Annotated in this window: 14 protein-coding genes; 4 read left to right on the top strand and 10 right to left on the bottom strand. The window is 74.5% G+C overall.

The window, feature by feature from the left end; all coding sequences use genetic code 11:
- The first annotated feature begins 11 nt into the window (after positions 1-11).
- Positions 12-830: a hypothetical protein gene (locus BS80_RS05640; protein ID WP_035794055.1), complete on the top strand. Its 819-nt coding sequence runs from the start codon at positions 12-14 to the stop codon at positions 828-830.
- A gap of 179 nt (positions 831-1,009) precedes the next feature.
- Complete coding sequence (locus BS80_RS05635) at positions 1,010-3,241, top strand: MinD/ParA family ATP-binding protein (protein ID WP_063771906.1); 2,232 nt, start codon at positions 1,010-1,012, stop codon at positions 3,239-3,241.
- 72 nt (positions 3,242-3,313) lie between these two features.
- Here the strand turns inward: BS80_RS05635 and BS80_RS05630 are convergent, their stop codons facing one another.
- The 10 genes from BS80_RS05630 to rimP form a co-directional block, all read right to left on the bottom strand.
- A complete protein-coding gene (locus tag BS80_RS05630) occupies positions 3,314-4,258 on the bottom strand; it encodes a bifunctional riboflavin kinase/FAD synthetase (protein WP_035794054.1) in 945 nt (314 codons plus the stop codon).
- A 76-nt stretch (positions 4,259-4,334) separates the two neighbouring features.
- A complete protein-coding gene (locus BS80_RS05625; RefSeq protein ID WP_051966128.1) occupies positions 4,335-7,859 on the bottom strand; it encodes a hypothetical protein in 3,525 nt (1,174 codons plus the stop codon).
- A 166-nt stretch (positions 7,860-8,025) separates the two neighbouring features.
- The gene (gene truB, locus BS80_RS05620; protein WP_035794053.1) at positions 8,026-8,931 is read right to left on the bottom strand and encodes a tRNA pseudouridine(55) synthase TruB; all 906 of its coding nucleotides are present in this window, start codon (positions 8,929-8,931) and stop codon (positions 8,026-8,028) included.
- 55 nt (positions 8,932-8,986) lie between these two features.
- Positions 8,987-10,072: a DHH family phosphoesterase gene (locus BS80_RS05615; RefSeq protein ID WP_051966126.1), complete on the bottom strand. Its 1,086-nt coding sequence runs from the start codon at positions 10,070-10,072 to the stop codon at positions 8,987-8,989.
- A complete protein-coding gene (gene rbfA, locus BS80_RS05610) occupies positions 10,072-10,527 on the bottom strand; it encodes a 30S ribosome-binding factor RbfA (protein WP_035794052.1) in 456 nt (151 codons plus the stop codon). Before rbfA ends, BS80_RS05615 begins: the two co-directional genes overlap by 1 nt.
- 150 nt (positions 10,528-10,677) lie before the next feature.
- Positions 10,678-10,974, bottom strand: coding sequence for a DUF503 domain-containing protein (locus BS80_RS05605; protein WP_035794051.1), 297 nt, complete (start codon positions 10,972-10,974; stop codon positions 10,678-10,680).
- Between the two features lie 143 nt (positions 10,975-11,117).
- Positions 11,118-14,342 carry a translation initiation factor IF-2 gene (gene infB, locus BS80_RS39040; RefSeq protein WP_083974285.1) on the bottom strand — a complete coding sequence of 1,075 codons (3,225 nt, stop codon included), beginning with the start codon at positions 14,340-14,342 and terminating at the stop codon, positions 11,118-11,120.
- Positions 14,343-14,585: 243 nt separating this feature from the next.
- A complete protein-coding gene (locus tag BS80_RS39035) occupies positions 14,586-14,879 on the bottom strand; it encodes a YlxR family protein (protein WP_083974376.1) in 294 nt (97 codons plus the stop codon).
- A gap of 80 nt (positions 14,880-14,959) precedes the next feature.
- A complete protein-coding gene (gene nusA, locus BS80_RS05585) occupies positions 14,960-15,985 on the bottom strand; it encodes a transcription termination factor NusA (RefSeq protein WP_035794047.1) in 1,026 nt (341 codons plus the stop codon).
- A 22-nt stretch (positions 15,986-16,007) separates the two neighbouring features.
- Complete coding sequence (rimP, locus tag BS80_RS05580) at positions 16,008-16,610, bottom strand: ribosome maturation factor RimP (protein WP_035794046.1); 603 nt, start codon at positions 16,608-16,610, stop codon at positions 16,008-16,010.
- A 250-nt stretch (positions 16,611-16,860) separates the two neighbouring features.
- Between rimP and BS80_RS42485 the strand changes: the two genes are divergently transcribed.
- Both BS80_RS42485 and BS80_RS05570 read left to right on the top strand, forming a co-directional pair.
- Positions 16,861-17,979 carry a ferritin-like domain-containing protein gene (locus tag BS80_RS42485; RefSeq protein ID WP_232246372.1) on the top strand — a complete coding sequence of 373 codons (1,119 nt, stop codon included), beginning with the start codon at positions 16,861-16,863 and terminating at the stop codon, positions 17,977-17,979.
- 119 nt (positions 17,980-18,098) lie between these two features.
- Positions 18,099-19,022 (top strand): aminoglycoside phosphotransferase family protein, encoded by a 924-nt coding sequence (locus BS80_RS05570; RefSeq protein WP_035794045.1) that lies wholly within the window; start codon positions 18,099-18,101, stop codon positions 19,020-19,022.
- The last annotated feature ends 93 nt before the right edge of the window (positions 19,023-19,115 follow it).

The raw sequence follows: 19,115 nt of genomic DNA, 5'->3' as shown, positions 1-19,115 counted from the left end.
AGGCGACCATCATGAACAACTACCAGCAGAACCCCGGCCAGGGCTGGCCGCCGCAGCAGCAGGCGCCCTATCCGCCGCAGCAGGAGACCGAGGCGTGGGCGCGGCAGGCGCCGCCGTACGCCCCCGCACCGCCGCAGCAGTACCAGCCGACGGCCGAGCCTCCCGCGCCGCAGGCGTCGTCCCGGTTCGGGGCGGTCAACTGGCGGGTGGTCAGGATCTCGATCCCGATCATCGTGCTGTCACTCGGGCTGATCACGGTGCTCGCCTGGCCCAGCATCAACCGGCAGATCAACCCGCCGGTCACGATGCACCGGCTCGTCCCGCCGGCCACCGAGACCGTCCGCGGCCAGCAACTGCAGATGGTGCCGGCGACGGCGGACGACCGGCCCGGCACCGATGCAGAGACCCAGTCGACCGGGCGCAACAAGCAGTTCCTCGGCCTCGTCCGGCTGGACACCACCTACAGCCCGGACGGCACCCGGAACACCCCGCCCGGCTACCAGGTCTTCGCGGCATACGGCGACATCGCCGATCCCGCCGCGCGGATGGCCGAGGCGGTCGCCAACATCAAGGTGGTCGGCGCCCAGCAGCTCGGCCCGATGCGGGACTATCCCGCCAAGGGCCACAACACCGGTGACGTGCCGATCCGCTGCACCGGAGTGAGCATCAGCGGCGCCGACACGGTGGGCTGGTGCAGCTGGGCCAACCGCAGCACCATCGGCACCGTCACGCTGATCAGCACGACCCCGGGCGGGCCCAGCGCGGACGACCTCGCGAAGCTGGCCGCCGACACCGCCGCGCTGCGCGACGGCATGTACGCCGCGCACTGACCGGGTACCGGCTGCGGACCGACCGCGTACGGACCGCGTACGGACCGCGTACGGGAGGTCGCCGGGCCGGTCCGGCGGTCGGACGGATCGGCCCTCCGGCTTCAACGGACCTTGCGTGACGTCCTAGTCTTGTGCGTACGGCACCGCGAACAGCGGCGGCGAACACGAGGGAGCCCAAGTTGAGCAGCGATCGGGACGGCGTCTACGTCGGCGACAACGCGGCAGAGGACGACGACGACTGGTCCGACGCCCCCGACTACACTCCCCCGTCCTGGTACACCCAGGGCGAGCCGGCCAAGGCCGAGGCCCCTGCGCCGGTGCCCCCGCCTGCCGGGACCGAGCCGGCGGCCGCCGCGGCACCGGCTGTCCCAGCGCCCGCGGCCACGCCCGCGCCTGCGGCCGTACCCGCCCCGGCGCCCGCCGCCGCACCCGCCGCCGCTCCGGCGCCGGTGCCCGCTGCCGTCCCCGCGCCCGCCCCCGCCCCGCAGCCCGATCCGCAGCCGGCGCCCCAGGCCGCTGCCCCGCAGGCCGCCGCGCCTCAGCTCACGCCCCCTCAGCCCGAGCCGAGCCGCCCCGCCGCCCCGACCGCCGAGCAGCCCCCGGCCGCCGTCCCGCCGCAGCAGCAGAACCCGCAGGGACACCCCGGCGGGTCGCCGTGGCCCGGGACCGAGCAGCCGCCCCAGCAGGTCCCGCCACAGGCCGCGCAGGCGCCGCAGCAGGCCCAGCCCCAGCAGGCGCAGCCCTACCCCGCGCCGTACGCCCCCGCGGCGCCGCAGCAGTACCAGCCGCCGGCCGGGCCCGACGCCGCCCAGGCCGCCCAGCACCAGCAGCAGCACCCGCAGGCCGGCCCCGGCGCCCCCTGGGGCCAGCAGCCCCCGCAGGGCCAGGCCGCCGCGGTCCCGCCGCAGGCGCACCCCGTCGACCCCCGGCAGGGCGGCTGGCCGCAGCCGGGCGCCCAGCAGGCCGGCCCGCCGCAGGGCCACCAGCCCGGTCCGCCGAACCAGCAGCAGGGCTACCCGCCGCCGGCCGGCTACCAGCAGCAGGGCGTCCCGCAGCCCCCGGCCGCCTTCCAGCAGCACGGTGGCCCCGGCCAGCAGCCGATGGCGCACGGCGCGCCGCTCGGCTACACCGCCGCCGTCGAGCTCTCCTCCGACCGGCTGCTGCGCAACCAGCCGAAGCAGCAACGCCAGAGCCCGCGCATCAAGTTCGGCGGCAAGGCCGCCCAGGCCGAGCGCGAGCGGCGGTTGGAGATCATCCGCACCCCGGTGATGAGCTGCTACCGGATCGCCGTGATCAGCCTGAAGGGCGGCGTCGGCAAGACCACGACCACCACCGCGCTCGGCGCCACGCTGGCCAGCCAGCGCCAGGACAAGGTGATCGCGATCGACGCCAACCCGGACGCCGGCACGCTCGGCCGCCGCGTCAAGCGGCAGACCGGCGCGACCATCCGCGACCTGGTGACGGCCATCCCGCACCTGCGCAGCTACATGGACATCCGTCAGTTCACCTCGCAGGACCTCAACTCCGGCCTGGAGATCCTGGCGAACGACGTCGACCCGGCGGTCTCCACCACCTTCAACGACTCGGACTACCGCCAGGTCATCGAGGTGCTCGGCCGCCAGTACCCGATCATCCTGACCGACTCGGGCACCGGCCTGCTCTACAGCGCGATGCGCGGGGTCCTGGACCTCGCCGACCAGCTGATCATCGTCGCCACCCCCAGCGTGGACGGCGCGAGCAGCGCCAGCACCACGCTGGACTGGCTCTCCGCGCACGGCTACGCGGACCTCGTGCAGCGCAGCATCACGGTGGTCTCCGGGGTCCGCGAGACCAGCAAGATGATCCGGATCGAGGACATCGTCGCGCACTTCGAGACCCGCTGCCGCGGCGTCATCGTGGTGCCGTTCGACGAGAGCCTGTCGGCAGGCGCCGAGGTCAACCTGGAGATGATGCGGCCCAAGGTGCGCGACTCGTACTTCGAACTGGCCACCCTGGTCGGCGAGGACATCCTGCGGGCGCAGCAGGCCGCGGCGGCCAACGCGAGCTGGCAGCAGCCGCACCAGCAGCAGCCGCCGCAGCAGTGGAACGGCCAGCCGCAGTACAACCAGCCGCAGGCGCCGGGCCAGCCGTGGGGTGCGCCGCCCCCGGCGCCGGAGCAGGGCCGGCCGTGGTCCCCGCCGCCCGGCCAGACCCCGCCGCCGTCCCCGTACGGCCAGCCCCCGGGGCAGCCCGGTCAGCCCGGCGGCTACGGCTACCCGCAGGCGGCGCCCGGTCCGCAGCCTGGTCCGCAGCAGCCCGGCCCGCCGCAGGCCGGTCCGCCGCAGGAGTGGCAGCAGCCGCAGCAGCCCGACCCGGCCGGCCCGCCGCCCGGGTACGGCTACCCGCCGCCGCCCCCGCAACGGCAGCAGTGAGACAGCGGGAAGGGCCCGCCCGGAGGTGTTCCGGGCGGGCCCTTCCCGCTAGGGCCTGTACGGCGCTCGCTCTCAGCCGGCCGCGGTGAGCTCCCTGGCCTGCTTGACGTCGACCGCCATCCGGTCGAGCAGCGCCTCGATCGAGTCGAACTTCTCCATCCCGCGCAGGTAGGCGAGGAAGTCGACCGCGACGTGCATCCCGTAGAGGTCCAGGCCCACCCGGTCGATGGCGTACGCCTCGACGGTGCGGGCGGTGCCGTCGAAGGTCGGGTTGGTGCCGACCGAGATCGCGGCGGGCATCCGCTCGCCGTCCGCGGTCAGCCAGCCCGCGTACACGCCGTCGGCCGGGACGGCGCTGTGCGGCACGGTGTCCACGTTGGCGGTCGGGAAGCCGAGCTCCCGGCCGCGCTGCGCGCCGCGCACCACGACGCCCTCCACCTGGTGCGGCCGGCCCAGCACCTCCGCCGCGCCGCTCACGTCGCCGGCCGCCACCAGCCGCCGGGCCAGGCTGGAGGAGAACGGCTCGCCGCCGCCCACCTCGCCGCGCACCTGGAGGTCCACCACCTCGACCTCGAAGTCGGCCTGCCGGCCGAGCTCGGCCAGCAGCGCGACGTCGCCCGCGGCCTTGTGGCCGAAGCGGAAGTTGGGGCCCTCGATCACCAGCCGGGCCCGCAGCGCGTCCACCAGCACCTGCTGGACGAAGAACTGCGGCGACTCCTGCGAGAAGGCCAGCGTGAACGGCAGCACCAGCACCGCGTCGACGCCCAAGGTCGCCACCAGCTCGGCCCTACGCGGCTGCGGTGCCAGCAGCGGCGGGTGGCTGCCCGGGCGGACCACCTCGCTGGGGTGCGGGTCGAAGGTCACCAGGACGGCCTTCGCGTCCAGCTCGCGGGCGCGCTGCACCGCACGACTGATGATCAGTTGATGTCCCAGGTGCACTCCGTCGAAGGATCCGATGGTGACGACGCTACGTCCCCAGTCGCCGGGAATCTCCTCCAGGCCACGCCAGCGCTGCACCCTGACCGCTCCTTCTCCATGGCGATTACGCCCCGAAGCACCTTTGTCAGGTGCTCAAACGCTCGAACTCGAACCCCTATAGCGTGCCATGCGCCGGTCCGCGCTCCGGCACCGGAACACCCGCTGTGAGCGATGGCGACGCGACCGTCCTCCGTACGGGGTCCCGTTCGGCCTCCGCGGCGGCGTACTGCGGGTCCCTGCCCTGGGCCGCCAACTCCCGCATCCGGGCCAGCAACGGGCCGCCGGCCGGGGGCAGCGCCTCGGCCGGCCACTCCGCGAGCAGCCGCGCGAAACCGGCCGTCCGACCCGCGCAGCGCACCAGCGCGGCGTCCAGCCGGTCGGCCCCGGACGGACCGTCGGCGCCGGAGGCCGCCGCACGCTCCCAGGCGTCGGCGATCCGGCGGACCACCGCACGGGCCCGCTCGGGGCGGTGCGCGGAGCCCGCCAGCGCGAGCCGCTCCAGGACGGGCTCCAGCACCGCCGGATCCGGCTCGGTGGCGAGCAGCCGGTCCAGGAACTCCTCGCGCAGCGGCTCCCCCGCCGCCGGTGCGACCAGCACCAGCGCGAACGCCCGCCGCACCGCCGCCGGCCGGTCCGCCGGACGCGGGCCGAGCAGCGCCGTCAGATCCCCCTGGACGGCGGTGCCACGGGCCAGCCGGTGGGCCAGGTACTCGGCGACCAGCCCGGCCCGCTCGGGGCGCTCGCGCAGCAGCCGTCCGGCCAGCCGGGTGCCCGGATCCGGCAGCCCGGCCGGACCGCCGCCCCGCCCATCCGGCGCGCCCGCCTCCGCCAACACCCGCAGCACCTGCGCGACCCCGCTCCCCGGAGCTGCGAGCCGCGCTTCGAAGGCCGCCAGGACCTCCGCCCGATCGGTCGCCAGAGCCGGCCCGAGCGCCTCCGCCGTGACGAACGAATCGTCCGCCCGGTACGCCGCCAGCGCGGCCGGCAGGTGCCGGGCGCGGGTCCGCGGATCGCGCACCAGCAGCGCCAGCGCCGCGCCGTGCAGGCCCGGTTCGTCCTCCCGGGCCAGCAGCGCGGTGGCCGCGTGGCGCAGCAGCAGCCCCCCGACGCCGCTCGCGTAGGGCGCGGCGCGCACCGCGTGCACGGCGGCGGCCACGTGTCGTTCGGGGCGCGGGTCGTGGCTCCAGCGATCCACCGCGCGGCAGAGCGCGGACGGCTCCTCGACCGCGAGGACGCTCAGCAGCGCGTCCGCCCGCGGGTGCGCCGCGGCCACCAGCTCCTCCGTCAACTCGTCGATGGCCAGCGCGCGGTGGGCGTAGAGGAGTTCCTGTGTGAGATCCGCGACACTCGCCCCGGAGCGCCCGGGCAGGCCCCGGCCGTCGGCGAACCAGCGGCAGAACAGCGGCAGCGCCGCCCGCGGGTCGGCCCGCAGCTGCTCGGCCGCCAGCGCGAGGAAGCCCTGCTCGGGGCCGTCCGCGCGGACCAGCCGGCGCAGCAGGTCCAGCCGATCGGGTAGCTCCAGCGGCAGCCCGGCCCAGAACGCCGGTCCGAACCGGCCCAGCCCGCCGGGCTGCCCCTCCCGCAACCGGGCGAAGCCGCCGAGCGGCGCGGCCCGCTCGGCGATCCGCTCGGCGAGCCGTTCCAGCAACTCCCGGTGGACCGCCGGATCCGGCCCGGCCCGCAGCACCGCCGCCAGCAGCCGGGAGGCCCACCAGAGCGCGCCGTCCTCCTCGTCGCCGCCCTCGCCCCGGGCACCGCCGGTCGCGTCGTCCAGCGCCCGCCAGATCCGCTCCGACGGGCCGTCCAGCGCGGCCGCTCCCCGGCTCTCCGCCAGCGTCCGCAGCGCCAGCGCGACGGCCCCGGCCCGGTGCCTGGGCACCGCCCGCGCCGCCTGCGACTGCCCGTCCTCGGCCAGCAGCAGGCGCAGCGCCGCGTCCAGGTCCAGGTGCAGCCCCTGCAACCAGTCGGCCAACTCCTCGTGCGCCAGCCGGTAGCCGCCGCCCGCGACCACGAAGAGACCCTCCGCGAGCACCGCCTGCGCCCAGCCGGCGCCCGGCGGGAAGAGCTCGGCGAACGCGGTCGGCCCGAGCCCGCCCTGCCCCGGCCCGAGCATCCGGCGGGCCGCCTCGTGCACCCGGCCCGCCACCGCGGCCGCCAGCCGCCGCACCTGCCCGGCCGAGGACCGCGCGCAGGGCAGCGGCGCGCCCCGGCGGTGCGCGGACGGCCGCCGGGGGTGCGCCGGGTCGCCCGGGCCGTCCGCGATCCGCTGGGCGATCCGCAGGCAGCACAGGTCCAGCGCGCCCGCGTAGAGCTCCGACCGACTGGCGGTCGGCTGCCGCACGCCCGCCGCGATCAGCTCCCCGGCCAGCCGCAGCGCCAGCGGGTCCGCCTCGCCCGCCGGGCACGGCACGGCGTAGCGCTCGGCGACGGACGCCGCCGTCCCGTCCCGCAGCGGCCCGAGCCGGTGCAGCTGGACGGCGCCCGGCTCGACACCCGGCGCGTACTGCTCCCAGCTCTCCGGGCGGCAGGCCAGCAGCAGCCGTACCCCGGCCTCCCGCAGCCACTGGACGGTCTCCCGCAGCCATGCCCCGTCCAGCGCGGTGGCGGCCTCCTCCGGGCCGTCCAGGACGACCAGCAGCGGCCGCCCGGCCGCCGCCGCGACCCGGGCCAGCGCGCGGACCCGGTGCGTGGCGCCGAGCGCGCGATCCACCGCCTGTTCCGGAGTGCGGTCGCCGGCCCGCAGGTCCGCCCCGCGCAGCCAGAGCGTGGGCAGCGGCCGGCTCCCGCCCGACCGGCGCACCGCGAGCGCCGCCAGCTCGGAGCTCCGCCCGCTGCCGGGCTCCCCGGCCAGCACGGTGAGCGGCAGCTGCGGCTCCTCGCCGGCCAGCCCGTCCGGCCGCTCCACCCGGTCGGCCGCCAGCTGGACGATCCGCCCCGGACCGGCACTGGCCGCGGCCAGCTGGCGCGAGCACAGCTCCAGCACCCCGGCGATGTTGAGCGCCGGACCGTAGCCGGGGGCCGCCAGCGCGTTGCGCTCCAGCAGTTCGGCCAGCGGGCCGTCCGCCGTCGTCCGGTCCACCGGCCACACGGGAAGGGCCGCGAGCACGCCGGGCGGCACCCCGCGCAGGCCCGGCGCCAGCAGGCCGAGCACCGCGCCGCTGCGCGCGTCCAGCACCGGCAGCCCGGCCTGCTCGGGCCGAGCGGAGGGCAGGTCGACCAGCAGCACCGCCTCCAGCAGCCGGGCCGCCCCCGGCCCACTCCCCAACGCGGTGCCCAGGCCCAGCACGGCGGCGTCCAGCTGCGCCGGCTGATCGTCCGGCCGGGTCAGCAGGACCGCCCCGGCCCCCTCGTACGGGCCGAGCGCCCACGGCACCCCGCCGGTCCCACCACCGTCGACCAACGCCAGCCCGCAGCCGGGCAGTTCGGTCAGCGCGGCCGGGCCGGCCTCGCGGCACTCGCCCGTCGCGCTCTCCAGCAGCACGCCCGGCCGGCCGGCCACCACCTCGTGTGCGGTCAGCACAGTGCCCTGGAGGTCGGCCGGCACGCCGTAGCCCAGTGGCCGCCCGTCCAGGTCCCGGATCCTCAGCAGGCCCGGAGCCTGCGGAAACGTGGCCCGCGGATGTTGGTCGATACCCGCCATGAGCGCTGCCTCCCCGCCGCCGTGCCCGCTGCGGGGAGCCTGCCCACGGTGCGGCCCGAGCGACCCCGGCCGCACCGTTCACCACCGGGGTTCACCTCGCGCGCTCGTCCGTCCGGGTGAAAATCCACCCACGGCACGCCGTGATCATCGGATCAGCCGACGAGGATCAGCCGACGAACACCGCCATCGGCACGGCCCGGCCGTCCTTCTCCTCCACCAGCGCGAGGAAGGTGCCGTCCGGCCCGAACACGGCGATCGGCCCCTCCACCCCGAGCCCGGGAGCCGTCAGCCGCGCCCCGGTGGAGAGCAGCCGGGCGTCGTCCTCGCCGATGTCCCAGCGCGGGAAGGCGGCCGTGGCGGCCTCGCCGATCGGCAGCACGTCGAACTTCTCCTCCAGCTGCTCCAGGGTGCGCGCCGACTCCACGCCGTACGGACCGACCCGGGTGCGCCGCAGCGCCGTCAGGTGTCCGCCCACGCCCAGACCGGCGCCCAGGTCGCGGGCCAGTGCCCGGATGTAGGTCCCGGAGGAGCACTCCACGGTGACGTCCAGGTCCACCACCGGCGTGCCGTCCTCGGCCACCGCGGCCCGCTGGGCGTGCACGGCGAACGAGTGCACCGTGGTCGGCCGGGCCGGGATCTCGAAGTCCTCGCCCTCCCGCACCCGGGTGTAGGACCGCTTCCCGTCGATCTTGATGGCGCTGACCTTGGACGGCACCTGCATGATCTCGCCCGTCAGCAGCGCGATCCCGGCGTCGATCGCCTCCCGGGTCACCGCGTCCGCCGGGACCGAGGCGGTGACCTCGCCCTCCCGGTCGTCGGTGACCGTGGTCTGGCCGAGCCGGATGGTCGCCTCGTACGTCTTGGCGGTGAGCATCAGGTGCCCGAGCAGCCGGGTGGCCCGCTCGACGCCGATGATCAGGACGCCGGTCGCCATCGGGTCCAGCGTGCCGGCGTGGCCGACCTTCCTGGTCCCGGCCAGCCACCGCATCTTGGCCACCACCCCGTGCGAGGTGATGCCCTCCGGCTTGTCGACGATGACGAGGCCGTCGGGGCCAGTGCCTTTGCGCTTCATGGGTTCTTTCTCTACAGGTGGATGATCTGGACCGGCCGGCCGTCGGCGGGCGGTCTCAGCCGAGCGCGGAACGGAACCGGGCCACTGCGGCCGGCACGGGCTCGCGCAGCGAGAACCCGGCCGCGTAGACGTGTCCGCCCCCGCCCAGCGCGGCGCAGGCGGCGGCCACGTCGACCGCGCCCTTGGAGCGGCAGGAGCCGCGCAGGGTGCCGTCGGGCTCCTGCTTGAGCACCAGCGCGACCTCGGCCTCGGCCGGGCGGCGCAGGATGTCGATCAGGCCCTCGATCTCCTCGATCGTGACCCCGAACAGCACCAGGTCCTGGTACGGCACCCAGGTCCACACCAGGCCCCGCCCGCCGACCGCCTGCGGCTCGTACACCGCGCGGTCCAGCGCGGCGGCGAGCACCTTGAGGAAACCGAACGAGGAGGTGTCCCAGAGCTGGCGGGAGATCAGGTCGTGCCGGATCCCGGTGGCCAGCAGCCGCCCGGCCAGCTCGTGGGTGGCGGGGGTGGTGGCGGCGTACTTGAACGAACCGGTGTCGGTGGCGATACCGGTGTAGAGGCAGGTGGCGATCGCCTGGTCGAGCGGCACGCGCAGGCGCCGCAGCAGCTCGTCGACCAGCACGGCGGTGGCCGGTGCGCTCGGATCGATGATCGTGTGGCGGCCGAAGCCGGGGTTGGAGGCGTGGTGGTCGATGACCATCAGCGCCTTCGCCGCGAAGGCCTTCGCGTGCAGCAGCCCGAGCCGCCCCTCGGAGGCGACGTCGAAGCAGATCACCAGCTCGGGGGCGTCGGGCACGGCCGAGGCCGGCACGATCAGCTCCTGGCCGGGCAGGAAGGAGAGCGATTCGGGGATCACCTGCGGGTCGTCGCCGAAGGAGACCCGCACCTCGTGCCCGAGCCCGCGCAGCGCGATCCCGGCGGCCAGCGCCGAGCCGAGCGCGTCGCCGTCCGGGCTGATGTGGCAGACCAGATCGATCGAGGCGGTGCGCCCGATGGCCGCCAGCAGCCAGCGCCACTCCCGCTCGAATCCGGCCGGTGACTCCGTGCGAGGAGCCGGAAGCACCGCGAGGGCGTCCTCCACCGTGCTGGTGGAGGACGCCCTCGCCGAACCGGCTGCCGCCGGCTCACCCGCCGTCACTACTCGTCCTCATCGGTTTCGTCGATGGAACGCTCGGAGCTCGGAACCTTGTACGGGTCCGCGTCGCCTGCGTACGTCGCGCCGGCCGCGGCGGTGCGAACCGCCGCGTCGGAGAGCCGGACCTGGTCCAGCAGATCGTCGATCTGACGGGCGTTGTCCGGCAGCGCGTCGGCGATGAAGGTCAGGGTGGGAGTGAACCGCACCCCGGTCTGCTTGCCGACCTCGGAACGGAGCACGCCCTTGGCGCTCTCCAGCGCCGCGGCGGTCGCCTCCCGCTCGGCGTCGTCACCGAAGACCGTGTAGAAGACGGTGGCGTTCTGCAGGTCGCCGGTGACCTTGGTGTCGGTGATGGTCACGAAGCCCAGCCGCGGGTCCTTGATCCGCCGCTCCAGAGTCTGGGCGACGATCACCTGGATCCGGTCGGCGAGCTTGCGCGCCCTTGCTGCGTCGGTCACGTTGCCTCCTCGTGCTGTGGGTCCGGTATCCGGGTCGACTGCTCACCCATCGGGGCCCACGCCCCAAAATACCGGCCCGCGCCCAGCCTTGTGGGCGCTCTCGGTCCTCGTCGGTGTGACGGTGGCGACGTGCCATCGTCACGGCCGCTCTCATTCATCGTCGTCGCCGTGGTACCGCCTCCTCGCGGAGAGCAACTGCACCTCGGGGCGGCCGGCGACCAACCGCTCACAGCTGTCCAGGATCTCGGTGACGTACCCGGCGTCGCCGGACACCACCGCCAGGCCGATCTCGGCCCGGCGGTGCAGATCCTGGTTCCCGACTTCCGCTGCGCACACGCTGTACTTGCGCTGCAGCTCGGCCACGATGGGCCGCACGATCGAACGCTTCTCCTTGAGCGAATGCACATCGCCCAGCAGCAGGTCGAAGGTGAGTGTTCCTACGAACATGTATGACAGGTCACGCCGACCTGAAGGCCTCGCAGCACGCCCCTCGAAAGGGGGCCGATGACGCCGACCCTACACAGCGAGACCGGGGCCGGTCGACGGGAATTTCCCCGTAGACCGACCCCGGGCTTGATGAGCTGCCGGCGTTACGCCCGCGGCTTCTCGCGCATCTCGAACGTCTCGATGACGTCGTCGACCTTGATGTCGTTGAACGACCCCAGGGTCACACCGGCCTCGAAGCCCTCGCGGACCTCGGTCGCGTCGTCCTTGAAACGGCGCAGACCCTCGATGGTGAGGTTCTCCGTGATGAGCTTGCCGTCGCGGATGAGGCGGGCCTTGGCGTTGCGGCGCAGCAGACCCTCGCGGACGATGACACCCGCGATGTTGCCGAACTTGGAGCTGCGGAACACCTCGCGGATCTCCGCGGAGCCGAGGCGCACCTCCTCGTACTCGGGCTTGAGCAGGCCCTTGAGCGCTGCCTCGATCTCCTCGATCGCCTGGTAGATGACCGAGTAGTACCGGACATCCACGCCTTCCTTGTCGGCCGCCGTACGGGCGCGGCCTTCGGCGCGCACGTTGAAGCCGATGATGATGGCGTCCGAGCCCATCGCCAGGTCCACGTCGGACTCGGTGATGGCACCCACACCGCGGTGCAGGATCCGGAGCTCGACCTCGTCGCCCACGTCGAGCTTGACGAGCGCGTCCTCAAGGGCTTCCACCGAACCGGAAACGTCACCCTTGATGATGAGGTTGAGCTGCTGGATGCCGCCGGCCGCGATCGCCTGGTCCAGGTTCTCCAGGGAGATCCGCATCGGACGCTTGGCGAACATGGCGTTGCGGTCACGGGCCGAGCGCTTCTCGGCGATCTGACGCGCGGTGCGGTCGTCGTCGACGACGATGAAGCTGTCGCCGGCGCGGGGCACCGAGGTGAGACCGAGCAGCAGGACCGGACGGGACGGGCCCGCCTCGGCGACGTTCTGACCGTTCTCGTCCAGCATGGCGCGGACGCGGCCGTGGGCGTCACCGACGGCGATCGAGTCACCGACGCGCAGCGTTCCGCGCTGGACCAGGACGGTCGCCATGGCGCCGCGACCCTTGTCCAGGTGGGCTTCGATCGCGATGCCCTGCGCGTCCTGCTCCGGGTTGGCCCGCAGGTCGAGCGAAGCGTCGGCGGTCAGGACGACCGCCTCCAGCAGCTGCTCGATGTTGAGGCCCTGGCGCGCGGAGATGTCGACGAACATGGTGTCGCCGCCGTACTCCTCCGCCACGAGACCGAACTCGGTCAGCTGACCGCGGACCTTCGTCGGGTCGGCGCCCTCGACGTCGATCTTGTTGACCGCGACCACGATCGGCACACCGGCGGCCTTGGCGTGGTTCAACGCCTCGACCGTCTGCGGCATGACACCGTCGTTGGCCGCGACCACCAGGATCGCGATGTCGGTGGACTTGGCACCACGGGCACGCATGGCGGAGAACGCCTCGTGACCCGGGGTGTCGAGGAAGGTGATGCGGCGCTCTTCGCCGTTGACCTCCGCCGAGACCTGGTAGGCACCGATGTGCTGGGTGATGCCACCCGCCTCACCGGCCACCACGTTGGTCTTGCGGATGGCGTCGAGCAGTCGGGTCTTACCGTGGTCGACGTGACCCATGACGGTGACGACCGGAGGACGGGCCTCCAGCATGTCCTCGTCGCCCTCGTCGGCACCGAAGTCGATGTCGAACGACTCGAGCAGCTCGCGGTCCTCGTCGTCGCGGCTGACGATCTCGAGCGCGAAGCCCATCTCGCCGGCCAGCATCTGGAGCGTGTCGTCCGAGACCGACTGGGTCGCGGTGACCATCTCGCCGAGGTTGAACATCACCGAGACGAGCGCGGCCGGGTTGGCGTTGATCTTCTCGGCGAAGTCCATCAGCGACGCGCCACGGGGCAGGCGCACGGCGGCACCGTTGCCACGGGGCAGCATCACACCGCCGACGGACGGGGCCTGCATGGCCTCGTACTCCTGGCGACGCGCGCGCTTCGACTTACGGGCACGGGCCGGGCGACCGCCCGGGCCACGACCGAAGGCACCCTGCGTGCCACCACGGGCACCGGGGCCGCCGGGACGACCGCCGAAGCCACCGGGACGCGGGCCGAAGCCACCGCCGCCACCGGGAGCGCCACCGGGACGCGGACCGCCGAAGCCGCCGCCACCGGCCGGACGCGAGCCCGGACCGGCCGCACGACCGGCGAAGCCGGGACGGGCGCCGCCACCGGCACCACCCGGACCACCGGGACGGGCACCGGGACCGCCGGGACGGGCACCGGGGCCACCCGGGCCACGGCCGCCGGGGCCGGGAGCCGGACGCTGCGGCATCATGCCCGGGTTCGGGCGCGGCATGCCGGACGGGCTCGGGCCACCGGGACGGGGACCGGCCGGACGGGGCATGCCGTCGGGACGCGGAGCACCGGCGGGACGCGCACCGCGCTCGGCGCCGGGGGCGCCTGCGGGACGCGGGCCACGGTCGGCACCACCGGGACGCGGGGCGCCACGGTCGGCACCCGGACGCGCACCGGCACCGTCGGGACGCGGGCCACGGTCGCCACCCGGACGGGCGGCACCGCGCTCGGCACCGGGACGGCCACCTGCGACACCGTCAGGACGGGGTCCACGCTCGCCACCCGGACGGGCGGCACCACGCTCGGCACCCGGAGCACCGGGACGCGGAGCGCCACCGGCACCCGGAGCGGCCGGACGACGGTCGCCGGGGCGCGCCATTCCGGTCGCGCTGCCCGAGGTGAAGGGGTTGTTGCCCGGACGCGGGCCGGCCGGACGCGGGCCCGGACGGGCACCGGCACCGGCGCTGGGCGCCGGGGCGGCAGCCGCCGGACGCGGCGCCGCGGCAGCGGGACGCGCGGCGGGGGTTTCGCCGACCACCGGGGTCGGCGAGGAGAACTCGGCCGCCGGAGCAGCCGGAGCCGGGGCGGCGGGACGCGCTGCCGGGCGCGGGCCCGGAGCAGCGGCGGCCGGACGCGGCGCCTCGGTCGGCGCGACGGGCGCGGCCGGAGCGGCGGGAGCCGCAGCAGCCGGGGTCGGACGGGGACCCGGGGTCGCGGCGGGGCGCGGACCCGGGGTGGGGGCACCCGGCTTGGGTGCGGCCGCACCGGCGGTGCCGGCGGGCTGGGGCGCCGCGGGCTTGCGCGGGCCAGGCTTGGCAGCGGAACCACCCGTAGGGGCCACTCCCAGCGCGTCAGTCAACTTGCGTACGACCGGCGCCTCGATTGTCGAGGACGCCGAACGGACGAACTCACCCAGCTCGGTGAGCTTGGCCATCACGGCCTTGCTCTCCAAACCAAGCTCCTTGGCGAGTTCGTATACCCGGACCTTAGCCACTTCACTCCTGTCTAAAAGTCCGGGGTGATCGTCCGCCGGACCGTCGCTACTTCATGGGCGAACCCATCGCGTACTCATCGCGTACTCATCGAGTGCTCATCGCAATCTCGACCTACTTCCAACTCGCGAGGTACCTGACTGGTGGCGTGCGACATCGTGGTGCGCGCGCCGAGTTCATTTACGGGTGGTTCTCCCCCGCTCACGGCGGGGATGGTGCCCTCCGGGCCGACCGAGGATCGCTCCTCAGGAGGCCGGGGCGCCGGCGGTCCGGGACTCGACGTATGCACGCAGAGCCTCCGTGTCGAGCACTCCCTGGAGCCGAAAGGCCCTGGAAAACGCCCGACGGCGAACCGCCAGGTCGAAACAGGCCAGGTCGAGGTGCAGATGTGCGCCTCGCCCAGGCAGCACGCCCCGAGGATCGGGGACACAGGTGCCCTCGGTCGTCGTGACACGCAACAGCTCGTCTTTGGCCGCTCGCTTGCGGCAGCCCACGCAGGTGCGTTCTGGGCATGCGCGGACATGCGTCCGGCCGGACACCTTCAAGTCTACCCCTCCGCAGGGTGTGACCGCGGCCCCGCCGATCGGAACGGGGCCGCGACTACGAGATGACAACACGACTAATCAGTCGTGGATTCCCCGCGCCGACGGTCCGCAGCACCCTCGTCGGTGGTCTCGGTGTCCGGACGGATGTCGATCCGCCATCCGGTCAGGCGGGCGGCCAGGCGGGCGTTCTGCCCTTCCTTGCCGATCGCCAGCGACAGCTGGTAGTCGGGCACGATCACTCGTGCGGAGCGCTGCGCGAAGTCGACGATCTCGACCTTCGTCACCCGGGCGGGGGACAGCGCACTGGCCACCATCTCGGCCGGGTCCTCCGACCAGTCGACGATGTCGATCTTCTCGCCGTGCAGCTCGGCCATCACGTTGCGCACCCGGCCGCCCATCGGGCCGATGCAGGCGCCCTTGGCGTTCAGGCCGGCCCGGCGGGAGAACACCGCGATCTTGGTGCGGTGGCCGGCCTCGCGGGCGATCGCGGCGATCTCGACGCTGCCGTCGGCGATCTCCGGGACCTCCAGCGCGAACAGCTTGCGCACCAGGTTGGGGTGGGTCCGCGAGAGGGTCACCGAAGCGCCGCGGACACCGCGACGGACGGCCACCACGTAGCTGCGGATCCGGGTGCCGTGCTTGTAGTCCTCACCGGGGACCTGCTCCTGCGGGGGCAGGATGGCCTCCAGCTTGCCGATGTCCACCAGCACGTTCTTCGGGTCGTTGCCCTGCTGGACGACACCGGTGACGATGTCGCCCTCCTTGCCCGCGTACTCGCCGAAGGTCTGGTCGTCGGCGGCGTCGCGCAGCCGCTGCAGGATCACCTGCTTGGCGGTGCTGGCCGCGATCCGGCCGAAGCCGCCCGGGGTGTCGTCGAACTCCTTGGGCTCGACGCCCTCGTCCAGCTCGCTCGCGTCCTCCAGCGCCCACACGGTCACGTGACCGGTCTTGCGGTCCAGCTCGACCCGGGCACGGCGGCGTGAGCCCTCGGTCCGGTGGTACGCGATGAGGAGCGCCGACTCGATCGACTCGACCAGCAGGTCGAACGGGATGTTCTTCTCGGTCACCAGCCCACGCAGGGCACTCATGTCGATGTCCACGGCTACGCCTCCTCTTTCTTTCTTAAAGCTTGTCGTCGTTGCTGTCGTCGTGGGCGTCGCCGTCGTTCTCGTCGAACTCGTCGTCGTCGATCTCGTCGTCGGCCTCGTCGGTCGGGTCCGCGTCGTCGGCGAGCAGCTTCTCGTCGTCCTTGCGGTTGAACTCGACCTGGATCCGCGCCTTGGCGACCTCCGCAAAGGCCAGCCTGCGTTCCTTGGCCCGGCCGCGCCCCTTGACGGGCTGCACCTCGACCAGCGCGCCGTCCTCGTCGGTCTCCAGCACGCGGGCGGTGATCTCGCTGCCGTCGGCGAGGGTGGCGACGACCAGGCGGCCGACGTTACGGCGCCAGTGGCGGGGCTCGGTGAGCGGGCGGTCCACGCCCGGGGAGCCGACCTCCAGCACGTACGCCGAGTCGCCCATCACATCGGACTCGTCCATCGCCTGACCGACGGCGCGGCTGAACTCGGCGATGGCATCGAGATCCACACCGCCGTCGGCGTCCACGTCGATCTGTACCTGGCGGCGGCTGCCGGCCTGGCTCACCTTGACGTCCTCAAGGTCCAGACCCGCCTGCACGGCCAGCGGCTCCAACAGGACACGCAACCGATCGGTGGGGGTGGTGCTCATCCGGGTGACTCCTCGGCCGCGTCTGCTGTTGTCAGAAGTTCGTAACTCGGCCCAAAGCCTATCGGGTCAACCCCCAAACCGCCGATTCCGGACGGAGCGCAGCGCCGCACGACCGCCCCGCCGTCGGCCCGCCGATCACCGGGCGGTACGGTCCCAGCGGGGCGGACACAATACTTTCACCGTCTGTCCCGACACCATCACGGAAGCGGGGGCACCGGTGGCACCCGCACGACCCAGCGGGAGCGCGTCGATGCAGTCCCCCAGCCGGCGGGCCCTCCTGACCGTCGGGACCATGGCCGTGGCCGGGCTGCTGGCCGCCTGCTCCAGTTCGGGCGGCTCCGACGGCTCGGGACACGGCGCGCACAAGGCCGACCCGGATCTGCCGATCCGGGCCCGCGCGGCCGCCGCCGGCGAGGCCCTGCTCGGCCAGTACGACGCACTGCTGGCGGGTGCCGGCGCCACCGACGGACGCCTGAAGCCGCTGCGCGCGGAGCTCGTACAGCAGCAGGCGGCGCTGGCCGTCGGGCTGCCGACCGCCGCGGCCTCCTCGCACTCCGCGCAGCCCTCCCCCGGCGTCACCGGCGCGGTCCCCGTCCCGCCGGCCGTGCCGACCGCGGCCGCCCTCGCCACCGCCGAACGGACCACCGCGCAGGCCAGGCTGGCCGATCTGGACGCGGCCTCCCCCGCGCTGGCCCGGTTGCTGGCCTCGGTCGCGGCCGCCGGCGCGCTGCACGCCCTGCTGCTCGGCGACCCGACCCCGCTGGCCGTCCCCGCCCCGGCCGCGGCCCCAGCCACCGCCGCCTCCCGGTCGGCCTCCGCGTCGGCGAGCAGCCCCGCACCGAGCAGCCGAGCGGCCACCGCACCGACCACCGCACCGAGCGCCTCGTCGGCCCCGCTGCCCACCTCGGCCGTCACCGCGCTGCAGGCCGCGCTGGCCGCCGAGCACGCCGCGGTCTACGGCTACGGCGTCATCGGCGCCCGCACCCCGGCGGGCCCCAAGCGGGACGACGCCCGCGCCGTCTACGCCGCCCACCAGGCCCGCCGCGACGCCTGGCACCGGATCCTCGGCGCCGGCGGCGCGACGCCCGCCGCCGCGGCCCCCGGCTACCAACTGCCGTTCGCCGTCCCGGATGCCGCCGCCGCCGTGAAGCTCGCCGGATACCTGGAGACCCGGCTGACCGCCGTTTACGGCGACCTGGTGGCCGGCACCACCGGAGAACTGCGCGGCGCCGCGGCCACCGCGCTGCGCGAGTGCGTGCTCCAGGCCAACCACTGGGGCGCCCCCTCCAGCGCGCTGCCGGGGATGCCCGCACCGACGACCGACGGCGCGAGCGCCACCGTCAGCGGCTCGGCCAAGCCCACCTCCTGAGCGCCGGCGCGCGGCGCCGCCACCCACTCTCTGACCAGCGCGTCCTGCCCGGCCGCGCCCGGTGATGGCCGACAATGGACGGGTAGCGCGCGGGGCCAAGCAGCGACCGGAAGGCCAGCATGTCGGCAGCACCAGGGCAGTTCAGCATCCCGGACCGGCTGCGGGAGAGCGTGCTGAGCCGGGGGGACGAGCACGCCGCGGCCTGGCTGGCCCGGCTGCCCGCCCGGTTCTCCGAGCAACTCACCCGCTGGGAGCTCACCCTGGAGCGGGTCTTCGAGCCGGGCGGCCGGCTCAGTCTGATCGGCTACGTCCGCCGCGACGACGGCGCGCCGGCCGTGCTCAAGGCCGGCCTGATCACCCCCGAGACCGCCCAGGAGCACGCCGCGCTCACCCACTGGGCCGGCCGCGGCGCGGTCCTGCTGCTGGCCGCCGAACCCGACGACGGCATGCTGCTGCTGGAGCGGCTGCACGGTGACATCCCGCTGCGCTCGCTGGCCGAGGCGAAGGCGATGCTGGAGGCGGCCGGCCTGCTGCAACGGCTCTGGACCGCGCCCGGCGAGGGCCACCCGTTCGACTCGGTGGCCGAGCGGGTGGGCGGCCTCGGCGCCGAACTGAGGCGCCGTCGGCCGCTGGCGGAGCGGGTGGAGGCGCAGGCGCTGGTCGACGAGGCACTGGAGACGGCGGCCGGTCTGCTGGCCTCCGAGCCGGAGCAGTACCTCCTGCACGGCGACTTCCACCACGGCAACGTGATGGCCGCCGACCGGGCCCCCTGGCTGGCCATCGACCCCCGGCCGCTGGTCGGCGAACGCGCCTACGACCTGGCCTGGCTGGCCCAGGACCGCAAGGACACGCTGGCCGGATCGCCCGGGCCGCGCGGCGCAGCCCGCCGCCGCCTGCACCTGCTGGCCGACGCCGTCGACGTGGACCACGACCGGCTGCGCGGCTGGACACTCCTGCGCACCGTCGCGGCCGGCCTGGCCCACCTGGAGGCCGGCGACACCCAGGAGGCCGAACTCGCCCTGGAGTTCGCCGGCTGGCTCTAAGACCGACCGGCAAATGGTGGGCGGCGTCGCGGCCCGATGGCTCTCTCCCCCAGCCTTCGGCCGGGAGGTGCCCCCTGACGGCTTCTCCTCAGT

It is taken from the genome of Kitasatospora mediocidica KCTC 9733 (genome assembly GCF_000744225.1).
Lineage (GTDB): Bacteria > Actinomycetota > Actinomycetes > Streptomycetales > Streptomycetaceae > Kitasatospora > Kitasatospora mediocidica.
The sequence above is the reverse complement of the archived record's forward strand: the minus strand, read 5'-3'. Positions and strand labels throughout refer to the sequence as shown.

Coding starts and splice junctions, on each gene's coding strand:
- BS80_RS05640 (WP_035794055.1), top strand. CDS start 12: ATGAACAACTACCAGCAGAACCCCGGCCAGGGCTGGCCGCCGCAGCAG.
- BS80_RS05625 (WP_051966128.1), bottom strand. CDS start 7,859: ATGGCGGGTATCGACCAACATCCGCGGGCCACGTTTCCGCAGGCTCCG.
- truB (WP_035794053.1), bottom strand. CDS start 8,931: ATGAAGCGCAAAGGCACTGGCCCCGACGGCCTCGTCATCGTCGACAAG.
- BS80_RS05605 (WP_035794051.1), bottom strand. CDS start 10,974: ATGTTCGTAGGAACACTCACCTTCGACCTGCTGCTGGGCGATGTGCAT.
- rimP (WP_035794046.1), bottom strand. CDS start 16,610: ATGAGCACCACCCCCACCGATCGGTTGCGTGTCCTGTTGGAGCCGCTG.
- BS80_RS42485 (WP_232246372.1), top strand. CDS start 16,861: ATGCAGTCCCCCAGCCGGCGGGCCCTCCTGACCGTCGGGACCATGGCC.
- BS80_RS05570 (WP_035794045.1), top strand. CDS start 18,099: ATGTCGGCAGCACCAGGGCAGTTCAGCATCCCGGACCGGCTGCGGGAG.